Source organism: Planococcus glaciei, from assembly GCF_900099655.1.
GTDB lineage: Bacteria > Bacillota > Bacilli > Bacillales_A > Planococcaceae > Planococcus > Planococcus glaciei.
Window position 1 is genome coordinate 459,541 of record NZ_FNDC01000001.1, and the last position, 18,946, is coordinate 478,486.

General features: G+C 51.0%; 17 protein-coding genes, 1 tRNA gene, 1 pseudogene and 1 riboswitch. Of the genes and pseudogenes, 10 read left to right on the forward strand and 9 right to left on the reverse strand.

The genetic code is table 11. The features are described 5' to 3' along the window. Nucleotides 1-72 precede the first annotated feature (72 nt). A complete protein-coding gene (locus tag BLQ32_RS02230; RefSeq protein ID WP_074508933.1) occupies nt 73-1,464 on the reverse strand; it encodes an LLM class flavin-dependent oxidoreductase in 1,392 nt (463 codons plus the stop codon). Between the two features lie 119 nt (nt 1,465-1,583). After that, a riboswitch (SAM riboswitch) is annotated at nt 1,584-1,690 on the reverse strand. 291 nt (nt 1,691-1,981) lie between these two features. Here BLQ32_RS02230 and BLQ32_RS02235 point away from each other — a divergent pair. Further along, complete coding sequence (locus tag BLQ32_RS02235; RefSeq protein ID WP_074508934.1) at nt 1,982-2,539, forward strand: GNAT family N-acetyltransferase; 558 nt, start codon at nt 1,982-1,984, stop codon at nt 2,537-2,539. 53 nt (nt 2,540-2,592) lie between these two features. Here BLQ32_RS02235 and BLQ32_RS02240 read toward each other — a convergent pair whose 3' ends face one another. The 4 genes from BLQ32_RS02240 to BLQ32_RS02255 all read right to left on the reverse strand — a co-directional run bounded on the left by BLQ32_RS02240 (nt 2,593) and on the right by BLQ32_RS02255 (nt 6,665). Beyond that, nucleotides 2,593-3,153, reverse strand: a complete 561-nt coding sequence (locus BLQ32_RS02240; protein ID WP_053166528.1) for a maltose acetyltransferase domain-containing protein — start codon at nt 3,151-3,153, stop codon at nt 2,593-2,595. Nucleotides 3,154-3,308: 155 nt separating this feature from the next. Continuing rightward, nucleotides 3,309-4,658, reverse strand: coding sequence for an MmgE/PrpD family protein (locus BLQ32_RS02245; protein ID WP_244890304.1), 1,350 nt, complete (start codon nt 4,656-4,658; stop codon nt 3,309-3,311). Continuing rightward, the gene (locus tag BLQ32_RS02250; RefSeq protein ID WP_074508935.1) at nt 4,655-5,314 is read right to left on the reverse strand and encodes a GntR family transcriptional regulator; all 660 of its coding nucleotides are present in this window, start codon (nt 5,312-5,314) and stop codon (nt 4,655-4,657) included. Before BLQ32_RS02250 ends, BLQ32_RS02245 begins: the two co-directional genes overlap by 4 nt. 211 nt (nt 5,315-5,525) lie before the next feature. Continuing rightward, entirely contained in the window at nt 5,526-6,665 is a 1,140-nt protein-coding gene (locus tag BLQ32_RS02255) for a glycerate kinase (protein WP_074508936.1), read from the reverse strand. 156 nt (nt 6,666-6,821) lie between these two features. Here BLQ32_RS02255 and BLQ32_RS02260 point away from each other — a divergent pair, with 156 nt between their 5' ends. Beyond that, nucleotides 6,822-7,217, forward strand: a complete 396-nt coding sequence (locus BLQ32_RS02260) for an SRPBCC family protein (protein WP_074508937.1) — start codon at nt 6,822-6,824, stop codon at nt 7,215-7,217. A gap of 51 nt (nt 7,218-7,268) precedes the next feature. On the opposite strand, the gene BLQ32_RS02265 is transcribed toward BLQ32_RS02260, so the two are convergent. Continuing rightward, a complete protein-coding gene (locus tag BLQ32_RS02265; protein WP_036811979.1) occupies nt 7,269-7,925 on the reverse strand; it encodes a potassium channel family protein in 657 nt (218 codons plus the stop codon). 437 nt (nt 7,926-8,362) lie between these two features. Here BLQ32_RS02265 and BLQ32_RS02270 point away from each other — a divergent pair, with 437 nt between their 5' ends. Further along, nucleotides 8,363-8,812: an NUDIX hydrolase gene (locus tag BLQ32_RS02270; protein ID WP_083335248.1), complete on the forward strand. Its 450-nt coding sequence runs from the start codon at nt 8,363-8,365 to the stop codon at nt 8,810-8,812. Between the two features lie 217 nt (nt 8,813-9,029). Here BLQ32_RS02270 and selA read toward each other — a convergent pair whose 3' ends face one another. The 3 genes and pseudogenes from selA to selB all read right to left on the reverse strand — a co-directional run bounded on the left by selA (nt 9,030) and on the right by selB (nt 12,695). Beyond that, a complete protein-coding gene (gene selA, locus BLQ32_RS02275) occupies nt 9,030-10,454 on the reverse strand; it encodes an L-seryl-tRNA(Sec) selenium transferase (protein WP_053166532.1) in 1,425 nt (474 codons plus the stop codon). A gap of 60 nt (nt 10,455-10,514) precedes the next feature. Beyond that, nucleotides 10,515-10,697, reverse strand: a pseudogene (locus BLQ32_RS20145) (Rdx family protein); the annotation flags it as partial. An 84-nt stretch (nt 10,698-10,781) separates the two neighbouring features. Continuing rightward, the gene (gene selB, locus BLQ32_RS02285; RefSeq protein WP_074508938.1) at nt 10,782-12,695 is read right to left on the reverse strand and encodes a selenocysteine-specific translation elongation factor; all 1,914 of its coding nucleotides are present in this window, start codon (nt 12,693-12,695) and stop codon (nt 10,782-10,784) included. A 168-nt stretch (nt 12,696-12,863) separates the two neighbouring features. On the opposite strand from selB, the gene BLQ32_RS19775 reads away from it, so the two are divergent. The 7 genes from BLQ32_RS19775 to BLQ32_RS02320 all read left to right on the forward strand — a co-directional run bounded on the left by BLQ32_RS19775 (nt 12,864) and on the right by BLQ32_RS02320 (nt 18,933). Beyond that, nucleotides 12,864-12,960, forward strand: a tRNA-Sec gene (locus BLQ32_RS19775). A gap of 176 nt (nt 12,961-13,136) precedes the next feature. After that, nucleotides 13,137-14,132: a glycosyltransferase family 4 protein gene (locus BLQ32_RS02295; protein ID WP_074508939.1), complete on the forward strand. Its 996-nt coding sequence runs from the start codon at nt 13,137-13,139 to the stop codon at nt 14,130-14,132. Between the two features lie 58 nt (nt 14,133-14,190). Further along, nucleotides 14,191-15,240 carry a selenide, water dikinase SelD gene (selD, locus tag BLQ32_RS02300; RefSeq protein ID WP_082304864.1) on the forward strand — a complete coding sequence of 350 codons (1,050 nt, stop codon included), beginning with the start codon at nt 14,191-14,193 and terminating at the stop codon, nt 15,238-15,240. A 574-nt stretch (nt 15,241-15,814) separates the two neighbouring features. Continuing rightward, a complete protein-coding gene (gene phnD / locus BLQ32_RS02305) occupies nt 15,815-16,720 on the forward strand; it encodes a phosphate/phosphite/phosphonate ABC transporter substrate-binding protein (protein ID WP_074508941.1) in 906 nt (301 codons plus the stop codon). 12 nt (nt 16,721-16,732) lie between these two features. After that, a complete protein-coding gene (gene phnE / locus BLQ32_RS02310) occupies nt 16,733-17,488 on the forward strand; it encodes a phosphonate ABC transporter, permease protein PhnE (RefSeq protein ID WP_036811339.1) in 756 nt (251 codons plus the stop codon). A gap of 14 nt (nt 17,489-17,502) precedes the next feature. Continuing rightward, entirely contained in the window at nt 17,503-18,273 is a 771-nt protein-coding gene (gene phnC, locus BLQ32_RS02315; RefSeq protein WP_053166538.1) for a phosphonate ABC transporter ATP-binding protein, read from the forward strand. Between the two features lie 42 nt (nt 18,274-18,315). After that, entirely contained in the window at nt 18,316-18,933 is a 618-nt protein-coding gene (locus BLQ32_RS02320; RefSeq protein WP_036811334.1) for a polysaccharide deacetylase family protein, read from the forward strand. Nucleotides 18,934-18,946 lie beyond the last annotated feature (13 nt).

The window sequence follows — 18,946 nt, forward strand, 5'->3', positions numbered from 1 at the left end:
CCATAACGCCAGTCCCGCAATCCAGAAAACCGCGACGCCGATCCAGTAAGCTGTCATCATTCCATTCCCCCTTCAGTTTTTCACCGGTTCGTTCAATTGCTTATAGCCTGCGCCAGGGTGCGATTCTTTCAGTTTGCTTTGGCCTTGGCCGTAGATTTTCTCGCGGTACGTTCCTTCTACATATTCTTTTTGGACGAGCCCGCGCTCCTGCAGGACGGGAACTACCAGTTCCACAAAGTCCACGAAGCTTCCCGGTGCCAGCGTATAGGCAAGGTTCAAACCGTCTGCGCCTGTTTGTTCCACCCAATTTTCAACTTCGTCGGCAATCTGTTCCGGTGTTCCGACCGCTACCGGCCCCCGTCCGCCGATTCCGACAAACGTGGCGAGTTCCCGGATGGTCCATTTGCGGTCCGGATCCGCCCGTGTGAACACTTCAACAGCCGACTGCATCGCGTTGCTTTGGATGTATTCCAAGGTATCGTCGGGATCATAGCCCGAAAAATCGATGCCCGTCCAGCCGCCAAGCAAGGCAAGTGCGCCTTCGTAGCTGACATAGTTTTTCAGTTCTTCGTATTTGGCCTGCGCTTCTTCTTCTGTCTTGCCGACAATGGCGGTGAACGTCGTGTAGACGATGACATCTTCCGGGTCTCTTCCGTTAGCCACGATTCGTTCACGCAGTGCATCGATACCTTTTTTCACCACTTGGACGGTCGGACCGGCTGTGAAGACGGATTCCGCATGCTTGGATGCAAATTCACGGCCGCGCGGCGAAGCGCCTGCCTGGAACAAAACAGGGGTGCGCTGCGGCGAAGGCTCCGATAAATGCGCGCCCGGCACTTTGAAATATTCCCCTTCGTGGCGGATGTCATGGACTTTTGACGGGTCGGTGTAGACTTGCGCTTCTTTATCGCGGACCACTGCCCCGTCTTCCCAGCTTCCTTCCCACAGCTTGTAGCAGACTTCCAAATATTCCGCTGCGTAGTCATAGCGCTGGTCGTGGCTCATCTGGTCTTCTTGGCCGATATTGAGGGCCGCACTTTTCAGGTAGGATGTGACGACGTTCCAGCCGACCCGCCCTTTCGTCAAATGGTCAAGCGTCGACATGCGCCGCGCAAATGTATAAGGATGTTCGTGACTGACCGAAGCCGTCACGCCGAAACTCAAATGTTTGGTTGCTGAAGACATGAGCGGCACGACGAGCAAGGGGTCATTGACCGGCGTCTGGACCGCGTTGCGGAGAGCGGCGTCACGTGAACCCTCGTAAACATCGTATGTACCCAATACGTCGGCCAAAAAGATCGCGTCGAACTTCCCTTTTTCCAACAGCTTCGCAAGCTCGATCCAGTACTCGCTGTCTTTGTACGTATGGGAGCGGTCGTCTTCATGCCGCCATAAGCCCGGGGACTGGTGGCCTCCTGCACATACCATTTCAAATGCGTTCAAGTAAATCCGTTTCTTCGTCATATTATTCCTCCTCATTTTTTGTTTTGGAATTGCTGCGGCTTCGTTTTATTGGAACATATAAAAAGCCCTCTTTTCTCTGCATACGAGAAAAGAGGGCTGCGTTAATGGACGATTCCGCTCTCTTATCTCCCAAGAAAAATTCTTGCTGGAATTAGCACCTTTCTGACAAATGTCAGAGGTTGCTGAAGCGTCAACGGGCCAGTCCCTCGGCTTCTCTGGATAAGATTATTAAATTTAAATCCAATCATAGTACTAGGAAATTAAGAAGTCAACCAAACATTTTAAATTATTTGATTATTTATCCAACATTTTTATACTTCTGATTTCTCTAAAGCTTTAGCTTATCGCCTTTAAAGCGCTTCCAAATTATTTGAAAATTATTTATTTATATTGTCTTCTTTCTCTATAAATTCTATGATGAAATGAAGATGGATTAAGGGGTTGGGGTTATTGCGGAAAACAGAGGCGTATTCGAAAAATGAAGTGTTCACCGATTAAAAATATTGAGGAGAAAAACATGACAAATATTATTCCAAACCTGTTTACCGGGGAAAAGCTAAAGCTTTCCCAGCCGCGTGAAGAAGATACAGAATTGATGCTGAGGTGGGGAGAAGATTCCGATTACCTGCGGAATATCGATACCGAGTTCGCACTTCCCCGCACGCAGGAACAGCTCGCCAGCGAAGGAGCACCGAATCCCCATGAAGTATATTTCCGGTTGCGGACAATTGACGAGGACCGCTTGATCGGCTTTATCGTCATCCATTCCATCGAGTGGAATAACCGTGCGGGTTTGCTGGCGATCGGCATCGGCAATGCAGAAGATCGCAGCAAAGGCTTCGGAACGGATGCCCTGAAGCTGATCCTTCGCTACGCATTTCATGAACTGAACCTGGACCGCGTCGGCCTTGAAGTGATTGAGTATAATGGAGGCGGCATCCGTGCCTATGAAAAAGTCGGCTTTCAAATTGAAGGCCGCAAACGTTCGATGGTATACCGTGACGGCAAACGCTTTGACGTTATCGTCATGGGCATTTTGCGCCCCGAGTGGGAAGCAATCCAAGCTGAAAATTAACGAGGAAAAGCCGGACATCTCAATGGATGCCCGGCTTTTTCCTGTCAGCTTTCTTATTCTTCTAGCTGTTTGATGGTTCTGATCGGATTGCCGCCAACGAAGGCATTGGCTGGAACGTCTTTGTTGACGACTGCACCGGAAGCGATGACTGCGTTGTCGCCGATGGTGATGCCTGGATTGATGACAGCCCGCCCGCCAATCCAGACATTGTCTCCGATTCGGACAGGTCTCCCGGCTTCCGGTCCGGCAATCCGTTCTTTGGCATTCAAGGGATGCGTCGCTGTGTAGATGTGGACGCCCGGCCCCATCAGGCAGTTTGCACCAATCCGAATTTCACTGACGTCCAGAAAAACGCAGTCAAAATTGGCGTAGAAGTTTTCCCCGACATGGATGTTGTAGCCGTAATCACAGCGGAATGCCGGTTCGACTACCAAAACCTCTCCCGTCGAGCCGAACAGTTCTTTCAACAAGGCGGTTCGCCGGTCCATGTCTGCTTCGAGCGACTGGTTGAACAGCCGAGTCAGACGCCGCGCGTGCAGGCGTTCTTCCTGCAGTTCCGGATCCGCCGCGTCGTAAAGTTCACCTTTCAGCATCTTCTCTTTCTCGCTTTTCATCTGATGCCCTCCTCTTTCTGCATTTATTGCTCTTATCATCCTATTTTTCGGGGTAAATGGCTACTGGAAAATGCAGCTGCAATGGCTCTCGAAAAGCTTCTTTTCCCAATAAACGACAGAAAGAGCCTTAGCGAATAAAGGCTCTTTCTGTTGCTCTAGTTGATCACTTTTTCTAAATAGGCTTTTGTCAATTCGATCAATTCGCCTAAATCTCTCTTTTCGTCAATCGTGTACATTGCTGTCCGCAGTTTGTTCGCCTGTTCCGCACCGATAATTGGGTGGGTCAGGTTATTGAATTTCCGGGCCAAGTCTTCATCGGTCATCGGATTTTCGATGGACCCGGTCGCGTGTTTCACGACATGCTCGACTGTGCTTCCATCTTTCAGGAATGCCGTGGCATAGACTTCTTCTTCCTTGACGCTGGCGTCGACTTTCGGTGAAATTTTCGAGCGGAATTCAACAACTGCCGGGTCGGTGACTTTGCCGTCTGCATACTGCGCCTCAGCGGCATCGCCTTCCAAGAACGCCACGGCGCCTGTGTGGTAAATGCTGAATTTGCCTGCAAGGCCAGTCGGCGGCGTCGGTTTGCCGGTCAATTCCAGGACATACGGATTCACCGCCAGCTCAATGCGCTCCACGTCTTCCGCCTTCACCTGCTTGCCGAGTGCAATGCACGCATCGATCGACGGATGCAAAACTATGCCGCATGCGTAGGGTTTGAACGCATTCTTCAGCAATTCCCACTGGTTGCCCCAATTGACGTTCACTTTTGACAAATCGTGTTCAGGTGCCAGCACATTGGCAAATCCGCGCTTTGCTTCCAATACTTCCGTTGAACTCGTGAAGTTCTTTTTGGCGAGCAGCGCCGCCATCAGGCCGTTCTGCGCCGCTTTCCCCGGATGGAACGGTTTCGTCATCGTCCCGAACATTTCACGAAGGCCAAACGACTGCGTCCCGGCGATTCCGAGCGCCCATATCATCTGCTCCTCGTCGAGTTCAAGCAAGATGCCCGCTGCGACGGCTGCTCCAAAAACTCCTGTTGAACTCGTGATGTGGTAGCCAAGATGGTAATGGCTTGGATAAACAGCATTGGCTATGCGCAGCTCCGCTTCACAGCCGAGGATAAATGCATGCAGCACCTGCTCGCCTGTCAAATTGAGTTTCTCAGCGAGCGCCAATACGACCGGCGCAACCGGACCGCTTGGATGGTGGATCGTGTCGAGATGCGTATCGTCGTAATCGAAAATATGCGAAGACATGCCGTTAATCAAACTGCCGAGCAACAGATCCACTTTTTCCGTACGGCCGAAAATCGACACTTGTTCCGCGGAGTTGATGTCTTCTTTCAGGCCAAGCACCATATCGACCGATGGATGCTGCGATGCGCCGATGGCGACCCCCATCCAGTTGAACAAACTTCGTTTGCCGTGGAGCTTTACTTCTTCCGGAATGCCGCTCATTTTTGTCTTCATTACATTTTGCACCAATGTTTTGGTTTCCATCATCCGTTTCCACCCTCTGCTATTTTTTTAAGCGCATTTTCTTTTGCTTTCCGTACATGGAACCTCGCTGTACTTTCCGCAAAATCCCCATCCCCCGATTGGATTGCGCTGATCATCATCTTGTGTTCTTCGATATTTTCAAGCGGACGCCCCGCGTGCGACAGCGATGTCGCCATCATCAGGCTGATTTGCGTTTGCAGCATCGTCATGATTGCTTCCAAATAGAAGTTCTCGGACAGCCGCGCCACCGTCAAGTGAAATTCCGAATTGATTTCAGACAACTCCTTGATGTTGTTGGCGACCGCTTCTTTTTCCGCCCGCGCAACGTAGCCCTCCAATTCTTCCATGATTTCAGGCGTCTGGATTTGCGAAAGCGTCCGTGCCGCCAATCCTTCAAGCAGCTCCCTCACTTCATACAGCTGCTTTACTTTTTCGACCGTCAGCGTGACGACTTTCACCCCTTTATGCGGCACATGTGTCACAAGCCCCTGCTCTTCCAGCTTCCGGATGGCTTCCCGGACCGGTGTCCGGCTGACGCCGATTTTATCCGCCAAGTCCCTTTCCGTCAGCGTCTGCCCCGCTTTTATGTCCCCCGTACGGATGGCGTTGTATAAATAATCATAAACGGAGTTCTTCTTTACTTCAGTGATGGGAATCATGGATTCGCTCCTGTTCTTCTTTTGAATGGTATACCATCTTTAAAATTAGTATAGATAGAAAGGATAAATAGGTCAATATAAATATCTGAATTTTAATAATTGTATACCAAATATCTTATTGACTCATTATGACGATGCCAGGCACTCTCTCACAAGGGCAAAGCGCAGAGCAAAAGAAGGCTCTCCGGGAAATCAATCCGGAAAGCCTTCTTTACATTGTGTATCGGTGGAAATACGTGCGCACAATTTGTTCAGCGCTTTCTTCCAGCAACTCCGCCGCGTTTTGCATCGCTTCCTGGAGCGCCATGGGTGAGTTGATGATGCTGTGAATGCTGACAACGCCGTGTTCGTGCAGGACATCGGTGCCTTTTCCAACGGAGCCGGCGAGAATAATCGTCGGCACATTGCTGCGGTTCGCCCGCTGCGCGACCCCGAGAGCTGTTTTTCCGAATGCCGTCTGGTGGTCCACTTTTCCTTCGCCCGTTATGACCAGATCGGCTTCCTGCAAATGACCGTCGAGACCGATGTAATCCAGGACCACATCGATGCCGCGTTTCAGTTCAGCCGGAAAAAAAGCTTGAAAAGCACCGCCGGTTCCTCCCGCTGCCCCTGCACCTGGCCGGTTATGCAATTCCAGGCCGGTTGCTTCTAAAATCCGGTCTGCCCAGTTCGTCAGGTTGCGGTCCAACAACTCCACGTCTTCCGGTGAAGCGCCTTTTTGGGGACCGAAAACATGGGAAGCCCCATCTGGCCCAATCAGCGGATTTTCCACATCCGAAGCAATGACGAAACGGCTCCGGCTGATCCGTTCATCAAAATTTGTGAAATCCAGTCCGCTGACTTTCTGCAATTCGCCGCCGCCCGGGCCGATTTCCTGGCCGACGTTATCGTAAATCCGCAACCCCAAAGCTTGAAGCATGCCGGCGCCTCCATCATTGGTTGCCGAACCGCCAAGCCCGACGATGAATGAGGAAAAGCCGTCATCGAGCGCCTGGCGAATCAATTCGCCGGTGCCGAACGTCGTGGTTTTCAGCGGAGCGAGTTTTCCATCCGGCACCAAATGCAGTCCGGATGCTGCAGCCATTTCAATGGCGCAGGTTTTTCCGTCCCCCAACACGCCGTAAGCCGCCTCTACCGTATTTCCGAGAGGCCCGGTTACGCTCAGCTGCTTTAATTCCCCCCCGGTCGCCGCCACTAAGGTTTCCATGGTCCCTTCGCCGCCATCCCCGATCGGAAGCAGTACCGTTTCAACATCCGAAAAAGCTTTGTGGACTCCTTTGCCAATCGCTGCCGCTGCCTCGACGGCACTTAAACTTCCTTTAAACGAATCCGGTGCAATGATGATTTTCATCCGATCCCCTCCAAACCGCGTCCTTCTGCTTACCCAAATTATAGGGATATGGCAGCCATCCGTCCATCGGTTCCAAAACTCCAAGTTTTTTTCATTATGCACTTGTCTATTCCCCGCTCATTTCATACGATAAAAGAAAATGAGGAGGCTGATGGAATGGACAACGAAGACCGTTCGATTTATATTGACGCCGACCCTGAAACGGTCTGGCATGCGCTGACCAATGAGGACAATTTCTCTGCCTGGTATGCACCGGGTTCGGTTTGGCGGATTCCGGAGCTGGAAGCCGGCTGCAAAGCCCTCTTTACCTTGATGCCAAGTGAACACAATCAACTCGAAGAAGGCGAACATGTCGACATGAGTTTTACGATTACGGAAGTTGTGCCATACAGCCGCTTTTCCTATATGGCTGACGAAGACGAGCTTCACTTTATTTTTGATGTGCGGCCGGAAAATGCCGGCAGCCGGGTAACAGTCAACATGGACGGTTTTGGATTGAGCCTCGAAAACTTGAAGGCTTTTGCAGAAGGCCGGGAACCTCCAAATGTCTAAGCATACAAAAAAGCCGCCGCTCTTTTTTTAAGGAGCGGCGGCTTTTTTGCTTCAGATGCCTCGGTCTTCCAGCCGTTTCAAGTCATTCCGGTGTCCCATGACAATCAGGATGTCGCCAAGCTGCAGCTGGTCATTTGGAAGCGGTGCGATATCCACTTCTTCCTGCCGCTTGATCGCCAGTACGATGCATTTGTATTTTTCACGGAAGTTCAACTGGTTCAGCGTTTTATCCGCCACTTTCGCGGATGCCACCAGTTCAATGATGCTGTATTCGTTGGACAAATCGATGTAATCGATGATTTTATCAGAGTGCATATGCTGCGCCACCCGGATGCCCATTTCGTTTTCGGGCTGAATCACTTTGTCCGCGCCCACTTTCTCCAAAATCTTCTGGTGCTGCAGGTCCCGCGCTTTGACCCAGACTTTCGCGATGCCGATTTCTTTCAGCATCAGTGTACACAATACACTTGCCTGCAGGTTGTCTCCGATCGCCACGATGGCGTGGTCGAAATTCCGGACGCCGAGCGATTTCAATTCGCTTTCGTCGGTCGCATTGGCCACAACGGCATGGGAGGAATAATCCCGCAAATAGTCTACCCGGTCAACGTTGGTGTCAATGGCCAGCACTTCATGGCCCAGCCGGTAAAGCTCTTTGCATACACTGGTGCCGAATCGGCCCAGCCCAATTACCACTACTTGTTTTTTCACTGCATTCCCTCTTTTCTGCAGCATCCTGCCTCTTGGCTACAGTATAGCTTCTCGAACTCAGGAGTTGAAGCATTTCGTGTAAATCGCTTGAAATTATTGAATAGGCTTCTGAGCTGCGGCCGATGTGTGGCGAATTGTGACAAAGCTGCCTTGAGTTGCTACCAATCTTTCCTGAGTTACAACCAATCCTTCATGAGTTGCAACCACTCTAAGATTTCAACAATACTAGGCTGCCCATAAGCAGCTGTATCCCCCCTTTTTTCATCTTTCATTCTCTTCCAGCAGGAATTTTTTTATCTTATACCAGCAACACTTTCGGACTGTACAAGTCACCAAATTCTACCGCTTCAAATATGAATATTTGTTTTTGAAAAGGATCTTTAATCCCTTATAATGAGCTAATACTACTATTCGGTATTTATTAAAGGAGAATTCTAATGGAGACAATGAAATTCGGCGAACAAACCGAAGGCATCGAATACCCTGTAAGAAAAGGCGTTTACGCGGTCATTTTCAATGAACAGAAAGACAAACTGGCCATTGTGCAGTTGACGCGCGGACCGGTTTTCCTGCCGGGCGGCGGTCTGGAAGAAAACGAATCCCCCGAAGAATGCCTGAAACGTGAAATGCTCGAGGAGACGGGCCATGAAGTGGTTGTCGGACCTTATATCGGGCACGCGCAGCAAGTTTACCGGTCCAGCCAGAACGGCCCCGCCATAAACGACGGCTCTTTCTATCTTGCCGCAATCGGCGATAAAGTGCAGGAGCCGATCGAAGAAGACCATCACCTGAAATGGCTGCCGGTCCGCGAGGCCAAAGAACGCCTTTTCCATGAACACCATCGCTGGGCGGTACAGGAAGGGCTGAAAAGCAGCGGTTCGAAGTAAAAACAGCATTAAAAAAGGAATTGTCCCAAATTACTTTTGGGACAATTCCTTTGCGACGAAGCTAGCGCAGCGATGCAACGGTTTTTCATGTCCCGAAGCTAGCACAGCGATACAGGGACAGGGACAGAAACAGGAGCAATAGCATTACCACACCTTTATTTAGAAGCAAGTGGCTGTCCAATAAGTCTATTATCCGACTTATTGGACAGCCTTTTTTTCAATATCCGGCTTTGTTTTTCTGCTCGATCGCCATAAACCCCTCCACCATCTCCGCCAGTTCCGGCTCTTCGATGGTACGGAAGTCGAGGCAAACCCGTTCGTCCTGGATCCGGGAAATGATAGCCGGCCGGCAATCCCGCAGTTTTGCAGCCAGCTCCTGGGCCGACAACTGAATATGCGAGACGGCCGCCATGAATGTCGGCAGTTCCACGCCTGGCATCGTACCGCCGCCGACCTGGGAGGTGCTTTCTTTTAAATACAGGCGGTAAGCGGATGTTTTTGCTTCCATCTCGGCAATAAAGGCTTCTGCCTGGAGACGGATTTCTTCAGGCGTCCGGATGACGTCCCGGACCGTCGGCAATTCCATTGCTGCCGCTTCGCCGATAACATAAGCTTTCAAGGTTTCTTCGAGTGCCGCAAAGGTCAGTTTGTCGACGCGCAGCACCCGCGCCAGCTGATGCTTTTTCAGCCGGTCGATCAGTTCTTTTTTCCCCGCGATGATGCCGGCCTGCGGTCCGCCAAGCAGCTTGTCGCCGCTGAAAGACACAAGGTCGGCACCTGCAGCAATGACTTCCTGCACGAGCGGTTCGTCGCCGATGCCGTATTTTTTGAAGTCGTAAAGCGCACCGCTTCCCAAATCTTCATAAAACACGATTCCGGCGTGGCGCCGTTTCAACTCAGCTAGTACAGCGGTATCCACTGTTTCGGTGAAGCCCGTGATCAGAAAGTTGCTGGTGTGGACCTTCATCATCATGGCAGTTTCTTCCGTCAGGGCGTTTTCGTAATCGGCCAAATGCGTTTTATTGGTCGTTCCCACTTCCACCAGACGCGCACCGCTTTCTTCCATGATCGACGAAATCCGGAAAGAGCCGCCGATTTCAACGAGTTGGCCCCGCGACACCACCACTTCTTTGTTTTTCGCGAGCGCGCTCAATATCAAAAACACTGCCGCAGCGTTATTGTTGACTACCATCGCTGCTTCAGCCCCGGTCACTTCCCTCAGCAAATCTTCAATGATGTCGTGGCGGGAGCCGCGCTTGCCTTCTTCAATCTGATACTCCAAATTCGAATAATTGCGTGCCGCCTTGGTGACATGGGCGACAGCCCGCTCACTCAGCCGCGAACGCCCCAGATTTGTGTGCAGGACCGTTCCGGTGGCGTTAATGACCCGCATCAAGCGGTCATCGTTCCACTTCCGTGCTTTTTGGGAGGCATTTCCGAAGATGACATTGGTGAAGTTTTCAACAGAAGGCGCAAAAGCCAACTGGCCGCTCAAAACCTCTTCGCGCAAATCGCGGAGTTCCTGCTGGATGAACCTTGTCGCCTGTTCAGCAGTCAGCCGAAACTCGTTTAGGAATTCCGTAAAGCGTTTGTCTTTTTGTAGTTCATGTACCGGCGGAAGCTGGCGCAAATATTGTTTCATCTCAAATCCTCCATCTGCTTGCGGAACTTCCTGTTTCCGCAGGCAGCCTTTCCGCAATCTCTAGTTTTCTATTAGCCGGATGACTTCATCAATATCCGGATACTTTCCAGTCTCAAGCTTTGAATGGACCTTAACGCCATTGGCCGTCACTTCAAAAGCGCCTCCTGAACTCGGAATCAATTCCAGCGAGTCAATCCTTGAAGAAAAATGGTTGAATAACTGTTCCGCAAACCTTGCGGCTTTGGGGGCGTAGTTTCACTGCATGCAAAATTGAACTGAAATTTTGTAGCCCATGCCGATCCCTCCTTGGTTTTCTTCTATAAATAACTATTGCTCTTTATTCGCTCCAGCAGTCCAATGGCGCTGTTCTTCCCGGCGTTCCGTCAGGTTGAGGCCATCCAGCAATTCCAAAAATGGAATCAAATATTTTCTGGAGACATCGAGCGCATCCTTGGCTTCTTTTAAGCCGAACACCACTTCTGTCCCGTTCCGTAATTTTTCGACCGCTTCTTCAAAAGCCGTCCGGTGGATCAAGGTATCATCAAGCAGGCGGTAAGCCTGCCGGGTATTCAATAAATAAAGCGTCAATTCAGGGATGTCATTTTTCGGAAGCGGCGTGCCTTCAAAATATTCGTCCCACTTTTTCACTTTCAGTCCGTCCGTTTCCAGTGCCGCGATAATATTTTCTATACGCGTCTTCCACTTCTTCGGCAAATGCGGCTCAAAAGAAGCAAGTGCCACGAACTGGCCTGTTTTCTTGATATCGCCTCCGCCGCTGAGTGCCGTTAAGCTGTATTCAATGAATGGTTTCGGGTATGCCGCACTGAGCGACTGGACCAGTTCCGCTTTGCCGATGCCGGCTCTCATCGGAAATTCTTCGTGGTAATCGGCAAGGCGGGACGCTATGTCGTCCGTTATTTTTGCCAACGTTTTCGTTAGGCTGTAACGTTTCGGAGCCACTTCCAAAAAGCGCCCTTCTTCGATTCCGCTAGCTAAGGTATCCAAAAGCACATGCTCATCGAGTGAAGTGTGCTGAATCAGCTGCTGAAGTTCAAGGATAATGTGCTTGTCTAACGCATCTTCCACTAAATCTCGCGGCGTGCCTTCTTTTCTCGACTGCAGCATCTCCATGGTTTCATTGCCAAATCGGTACTTCGCGCCTTTCGGCTGAATCACCCAACCGCCGCCGAGCGTTTCCACCGGCGTCGGCCGCCGCAGAATAAACCGGTCTCCGCGCCGTACGACAATTTCTTCATCAAGCCGGATTTGGCACAGCACTTCTTCCTGCGCCGGCGCCAGTTCGTTGCGGTCGAAAAAGACGATCGTGCCCATGACTTCGGAAGTGCCGACATGGACTTTTACCGGGGAACGCTGCTTAAGCGGCGTGAAGTCCGCCTCGATCGGCTGAAGCGCTACATCGATCGTATCGGTTACAACAAAATGGTCGGATGCGACAAGCACATCACCGCGCGTGACCTCCGCCTTGTCGATGCCGCCCAGATTGATGGCTGTCCGCTGCCCTGCACGCGCCTGCGGCTGTTCCTCGTGGTGAACTTGAATCTGCCGTGCCTTCACTTTCAAGCCTTTCGGAAGCAGCGTCAGCTGGCTGCCTTGCTGGACAACGCCTTCATAAATCGTGCCGCGAACTACTGTGCCCTGGCCCTGGACCGTAAACACCTGGTCAATCGGAAGGCGGAACGAACCGTAGGCGTCGCGGAATTTCACTCTTTTCAATTCACGGAAAATCGTTTCTTTCAGTTCATCGAGGCCTTTGCCGGATAAGCTGTCGACTGCGACATAAGGCGCCCCGTCAAAAATCGTTCCTGCCAAACGGTCCTGAATGTCTTCGGTCACCAGTTCCAGCATGTCTTCATCGACCCGGTCGATTTTGGAAATGGCGACGATGCAATGTTCAACGCCAAGAAACTGGAGAATTTCAAGATGCTCTTCGGTCTGCGGCATGACGCCTTCATCCGCTGCCACGACAAGAATCACCAGATCGATGCCGGCTACGCCAGCGATCATTTGGCGAATAAACCGCTCATGCCCGGGGACGTCAACAATCGAAACATGGGCACCGTCTTCGGTCTGAAGAGGCGCATAGCCGGGTTCGATGGAAATGCCGCGCTCTTTTTCTTCTTTCAGCCGGTCGGTATCGACGTTTGTCAGCGCTTTTGTCAATGTGGTTTTGCCGTGGTCAATATGCCCGGCCATGCCGATTGTAAAATAAGTCTCGTCCATTCCGCTCCCACGCTTTCCTTAAATACTCATACCCCTACTTTAATCTTCGCCAAAGGGGGTTTCAAGTGATGGGACCCGGTTTTCCGGAAACCCTTCTCCCGCTTCCTTCAAGCGCCTTCCTTGCGCTTCCCTTTTTTTCGTTATAAACTTAGAGGGCTTGAACATTACGGGGTTGGATGGGTGACTGGTGTCTTCCTGGGTCTTCAAAACCCTGAGGGGCCTGCGTGCCAGGCTCGGTGGGTTCGATTCCCACACAATCCCGCCATACATAGCACTTTCAAAAGGCTGCCTTTTCCGGGCTGCCTTTTTTTCATGCTTGCATACAGGCACGAAAAGTGACAAATCCCCCTAATTTCATGATAATTGATAGAGGAACTTGTTATGGTCCTGTATTTTGTCAAAATCCTCTGCCCGCAGAGTGAATAAAGGATTGAAAAACTTATGAAGATTGTACTGGCCGCACCAAACTATCCGCAGCCGCGCGGCAACACGGTAACGGTTCGCCGAATGGCCGCCAACCTGGAGCAGCTCGGGGTGGAAACACGGATCGTGTCGACTACCGGAGAAAACCGGGCGGCCTCTCTTCCTTCTGCAGACCTGATCCATGGGTTCCATGCATATTATTTCCATCAGTTTCTGCAGAGTCTGGATGACTTGACGGTCCCGTATATCATCACGATGACCGGTACGGATTTAAACGTGGATTTATTTGATCCCGAAAAGCGTGAAGGCGTATTATCTGCTCTTGCCGGCGCAAAAGCGATCCACGTATTCGACCAATCCGCGCAGGACTTGCTGCTGAAGGAAGCGCCGGAATTTGAAGGGAAGGTTTTCCCGATTGCGCAAGGGGCCAGCAGTTTCGCCGAAGGCAGTCCGCTTTTCCAAAAGGAAGACGGAACGTTTTTATTCGTCCTTCCTGCAGGCATCCGGCAAGTGAAAAATATCCCGTTTGCCGTCTCGGCTTTGGAAAAGCTTCATCAAATCTATCCACACCTCCGGCTTTGGCTGGTGGGACCGGTGTTGGAAGAAGCCGAAGCGCAGACTGTACTGGCCCTGACCGAAAAGCATGCCGGCTGGATCCGCTATCTCGGCGAATTGCCCCATGAACAAATGGGTGCTGTCTATGAACAAGCGGATGCAGTATTGAATACATCGCTGTCGGAAGGCCAGCCGGCGGCGATTTTGGAAGCGATGGGCTACGGGCTGCCGGTGTTGGTTTCGGATGTCCAAGGCAATAACGGAATGGTTGACCATGGCAGAACCGGGTACTTGTATAACGGCCAGAATGAATTTCTGGAGTATGCCGAGCAATTGATGAATAATAAGGAAGTGCGGCAGCGGATCGGCCAGCAGGCGAAGCATTATGCAATTACCGAGCATTCCGCTTTGCATGAAGCGGAAGCGCTGCTGAAGATTTACAGGCGCGTCGTAGAATAAGCACCGCTTTTCTGCGGCGCGGCAAGTGATTTTATTCGAATAAAAGGAGTGAATCAATATGACTGAAAAAGATATGGTTAAATTAACGTCTTTATCATCTAAAGGTGGTTGAGGCTGCAAAATTGGTCCTGAGGACCTGGCGCAGGTTCTGCGTCATTTACCGAGAAATGTAGAAGACCCTAATCTGCTTGTCGGACTGGATACAGCCGACGATGCAGGTGTTTATAAAATCAGCGATGACGTCGCACTTGTCCAGACACTGGATTTCTTCACGCCAATCGTGGACGATCCGTATATGTTCGGGCAAATCGGCGCAGCCAATTCACTGAGCGACGTTTATGCGATGGGCGGCAAGCCGTTGACCGTCATGAACATTGTCGCTTTCCCGATCAACACACTTGATAAAAGCATCCTGGCCGATATTTTGGCCGGCGCTTCCGATAAAGTGAAAGAATCGGGTGCCACGCTTGTCGGCGGGCATTCGATCGACGACAAAGAGCCGAAGTTCGGCCTTTCTGTCACCGGAACCATCCATCCGGACCGCATCCGTTCAAACGCCGGTGCGCGTCCCGGGGACCGCTTGATCCTGACCAAACCGATCGGCGTCGGCATTCTGACGACCGCCATCAAACAAGGCGTTCTGGAAGAAGACGATTTGAACGAAGTGATGAACGTGATGGCGACATTGAACAAAGCCGCGGCGGAAGCCATGGATTCGTACACCGTCAATGCCTGCACCGATATCACCGGTTTTGGCCTACTTGGCCATACGATGGAAATCGCCAAAGGCGGAAACGTCGGCGTGACCATTTCGAACAAAGACGTTCCCGTGCTTTCCAAAGCGAAGGAACTGGCTGAAAAACACATCATTCCAGGCGGAACTTACAAAAACCACAGCTGGCTGGCACCAGACATCGATTACGATGACAGCATCAGCAAGCTCGACCAATTGATTTTGTGCGACGCTGTTACATCCGGCGGATTGCTGATTTCCCTGCCGGCTGACGAAGCGGAAGCGCTGCAGCGCGATTTGCAGGAACGCAACGTGCAATCGGCCATTATCGGCGAAGTCACCAGCGAAAACGCAGGACGCATTCACGTGATTTAATCTAAAACAAGGACTGTAGATAAAGTCAAAAGTAGATAAAGATGTATAAACCCAACCGGACCGGCCACTTCGCTTTCCGTGGGCTCGGCTTCAGCCTCCTCGTCACTGAAAAACATGTGCTCCTGCATCGCTGCGCTAGCTTCGTCGCAAAGGCTTGGCCTCACTGCCTTCGGCCAATGCCTTTCCTGCGGGGTCTTCAGCTCTCGTCGCTCAGTCGCGTTGCTCTTTCACTGCTCCCACAGGAGTCTCGTGGCCAGTCCGGTTGGGTGTGTCATGTTGAATGACAGCGACTCTTTATCCACAATTTCAGAATCCGGAACGTAAGGCGGCGACTCCAGCGGGATAGCGAAGTGCCGAAATCCACTCGGGCCGCAAGTTCCGAGTTAGTTCGGCGCGAGCCCGCGGAAAGCGTCCGCCTGAAGTGAAGAAGTCGTTTTCGATTCAGGTGATTTCTCTTAATTCCAGCGAACGAATAAGTATCCTTTTGTCTACAAACTAAAACAAGGACTCAACCAGAGTCCTTGTTTTACATAATGCTTTAAAACTAAAAAACAGAATAAGTGAGGTGTTTCCATTGAAAAAATGGAACCTATTAGCCCTTCTGCTGTGCCTGGCCGTTATTTTGGCAGCATGCGGAAGCAATTCAGAAGAAGAACAAACGACATCGGGCGGAGAAGCGGAAAAAGACGCCTTTACAATCGGGGTTATTCCGGTTCAGACGGAAGGCCAGATGGATACCGCAATGAAAAAGCTTCAAACTCTTTTAAGCGATGAACTTGGCCGTGAAGTTTCGATTGAAGTATATCCCGACTACAACGGCGTAGTTGAAGCGATGAATTATGACAAGATCGACATGGCTTACCTTGGGCCTTTGACTTATGTCATTGCCGAAGCGAACAGCAATGCCAAAGCGATCATCACGCAATTGATTGACGGTGTGCCGTATTACCATTCTTATATCGTGACGCACAAAGACAGCCCATTGACTTCCATTGAAGACCTTGTGGCAAAAGCAGGCGAAACGGATTTTGCATTCGGTGACATCAACTCCACTTCGGGTTCTTTGATTCCTTCCATTGAATTGCAGGACCAAGGCGTCTATACATCTGAAAATGACAATAAATTCGCCTCTGTGCGTTTTACCGGTTCACATGATGCGACTGCTTTAGCTGTCCAGAACAAACAAGTGGATGCTGGTGCGATTGACAGCGCCATTTACAACCAGTTGGTCGAATCCGGGAAAATCGACGGCGACCAGTTTAAAACCATCTGGAAATCGGAAGAATTGTTCCAGTATCCATGGGCAGTCTTAGAAAGTACAGACGAAGAAACCATCAAAACTTTGCAGGAAACGTTCCTGGCAATTGAAGATCCTGAAATTCTCGATGCATTCGGCGCCAGCGGCTTTACCGAAGCGACCAATGCTGATTACGAAAGCATCAAACAAGCAGCAATCAAGCAGGGAATCATTAAAGAATAGAGTTGATCATGCGTGTGGTTTAAAAAAAGCAATCTACTGACATTGGCGATATTGATTCTATTTGTGTTCTTCAGCATGCGGCTGACGGAATTCGATTTGTCGAAATTCAAGGATTTCCGCAATATGATCGATTTCCTGTCGCAGTGGTTCCCGATGGACTTTTCTTTGCTGCCGGACATGGTGCAGGATACGCTCGAGACATTGGCGATGGCCTTCCTCGGAAGCGTGCTCGGCCTTGTAATCGCGCTGCCGATCAGTTTTATCGCAGCCCGCAACACATCGCCTTCGCCGTTCCTGTTCCAAACTTCGCGCATTGTGCTGAGTTTTGTCCGCTCGATTCCGGAAATCGTGTTCGGGTTGATCTTGCTGACGACACTCGGCCTTGGGCCATTCCCGGCAGTGATTGCCATCATGTTCCACAACGTCGGCGTGTTCGGCAAGTTGATTTCGGAGTTGATCGAAGCGGCAGACCCTGGTCCGCAGGAAGCGATGAAAGCAGTCGGCTCGAGAACATGGGTGGCCAATTTGTTCAGCATTTTGCCGCAGATTTGGCCGAATGTCCTGTCCCAGTTTTTCTACCGCTTCGAAGTGGCTATCCGGACGTCGCTCGTCCTCGGCTTTATCGGGGGCGGCGGCATCGGGCAGCGTTTGTTCAACGACTTTAAAACCTTCCAGTACTCGTCCGTTTCACTCGATGTACTGATTATCATGGTGATGGTTATCATCATCGACTTTTTTGCCAGCTATATCCGGAAGCGGATTATATGAAGGAGGCAGGCTCAATGATTGAAATCAATAACCTCTCTGTCCTTTACGAAGGAAACACGGTGGAATCTCTTTCGGATGTGAATCTGTCGCTTCAAAAAGGCGATTTTATCTGCGTGCTCGGCAAAAGCGGCGCCGGAAAATCCACCTTTATCCGCTGCATCAACGGCCTGCAGAAACCGACATCCGGGGAAATCCATTTGAACGGCAAGACGATCACGAATGCCGGCGAAAACCAATTGCGGAAAATCAGACGGGAAATGGGCATGATTTTTCAGCATTTCAATTTGATTCCCCGGCTTAGCGTGCTGCAGAACGTATTGACCGGCACATTCGGCTACCGTCCGTCATTTAAAAACCTGGTCGGCTGGTTTTCCGCAGAAGAAATGGCTTTTGCCAAAAGCGTCATCGCGGAAGTCGGCCTTTCTGAAATGATGGACCGCCGGGTGGAACAGCTGAGCGGCGGGCAAAAACAGCGTGTCGGCATCGCCCGGGCCATGGTCCAAAAACCATGTGTGCTGCTTGGCGATGAACCGGTCGCCAGTCTCGATCCCGGCACTTCCAACCGGATTTTCACTTTGCTGAAAGAAATGCACGAGCGGCTCGGTTTGCTGACCATCATCAATGTGCACGATATTGATCTGGCAAAGCGCTATGCCACCCGCATCATCGCGTTGAAAGACGGCAAAGTCATTTACGACGGACTGCCCAAAGACTTTACAGAAGCGGAATACCAGGAAACGTACGAATCGCAGTCCCAGGAATATTACTTCGGTTCGGAAATCTGAACGGATAAGGAGAGGATCGGCATGATCAAAAGCCCTTGAGCAGTGGACAGTTCCAGAGTCGTGTACGGCTCTTCCAATCCCGATATTTTAACCAGTGTTCCAGGCGAAAAATCTGTAATCCTGACATTTGATGACGGTCCAAGCCGCGTACTGCCGCAGATTCTGGATGTGCTGAAACAGGAAAACGTCCCTGCCGCTTTCTTTTGGCAAACGCGCCTATTGCATCCCGAACGGCCGTGGAAACGCGTATTGGAAGACGGGCACCAAATCGGTTCGCATACCGTTAAACATTCCAATTTGGTGAATCTGCCTTTCGAGAAACAGTATAAGGATATTCAAAACAGCATCAACAAAATCGAACAAGTGACGGGTGCGAAAGTCACGTATTTCCGCCCGCCGTTCGGCCAGTTTAACGCCGATACCTTGCGGGCAGCGGAAGCGCTGAACGTCAAGCCGGTCATGTGGCGAGTGGCTTCGATGGACTGGGAGCTGCAGAACAATCCGCAGCAAGTGGTCTGCACCGTCCGGGACAATCTCGAAGACGGCGCGATCATCCTGCTCCATGAACTCCAGCACACTGCCGATATCCTGCCGGACCTGATCCGGGCAATCCGGGAACAGGGCTACGGGTTCAAAGGCCTGCCAAATGAATCAAAATAAAAAACAGGATTCC

Excerpts from the sequence above, each read along its gene's own strand:
- BLQ32_RS02255 (WP_074508936.1), bottom strand. The coding sequence starts at position 6,665 with ATGAAAATCATCATTGCACCGGATTCGTTTAAAGGAAGTTTAAGTGCC.
- phnC (WP_053166538.1), top strand. The coding sequence starts at position 17,503 with ATGATTGAAATCAATAACCTCTCTGTCCTTTACGAAGGAAACACGGTG.
- BLQ32_RS02260 (WP_074508937.1), top strand. The coding sequence starts at position 6,822 with ATGGACAACGAAGACCGTTCGATTTATATTGACGCCGACCCTGAAACG.
- BLQ32_RS02295 (WP_074508939.1), top strand. The coding sequence starts at position 13,137 with ATGAAGATTGTACTGGCCGCACCAAACTATCCGCAGCCGCGCGGCAAC.
- selB (WP_074508938.1), bottom strand. The coding sequence starts at position 12,695 with ATGGACGAGACTTATTTTACAATCGGCATGGCCGGGCATATTGACCAC.
- BLQ32_RS02230 (WP_074508933.1), bottom strand. The coding sequence starts at position 1,464 with ATGACGAAGAAACGGATTTACTTGAACGCATTTGAAATGGTATGTGCA.
- BLQ32_RS02245 (WP_244890304.1), bottom strand. The coding sequence starts at position 4,658 with ATGATGGAAACCAAAACATTGGTGCAAAATGTAATGAAGACAAAAATG.
- BLQ32_RS02250 (WP_074508935.1), bottom strand. The coding sequence starts at position 5,314 with ATGATTCCCATCACTGAAGTAAAGAAGAACTCCGTTTATGATTATTTA.
- BLQ32_RS02235 (WP_074508934.1), top strand. The coding sequence starts at position 1,982 with ATGACAAATATTATTCCAAACCTGTTTACCGGGGAAAAGCTAAAGCTT.
- BLQ32_RS02270 (WP_083335248.1), top strand. The coding sequence starts at position 8,363 with ATGGAGACAATGAAATTCGGCGAACAAACCGAAGGCATCGAATACCCT.
- selA (WP_053166532.1), bottom strand. The coding sequence starts at position 10,454 with ATGAAACAATATTTGCGCCAGCTTCCGCCGGTACATGAACTACAAAAA.
- BLQ32_RS02240 (WP_053166528.1), bottom strand. The coding sequence starts at position 3,153 with ATGAAAAGCGAGAAAGAGAAGATGCTGAAAGGTGAACTTTACGACGCG.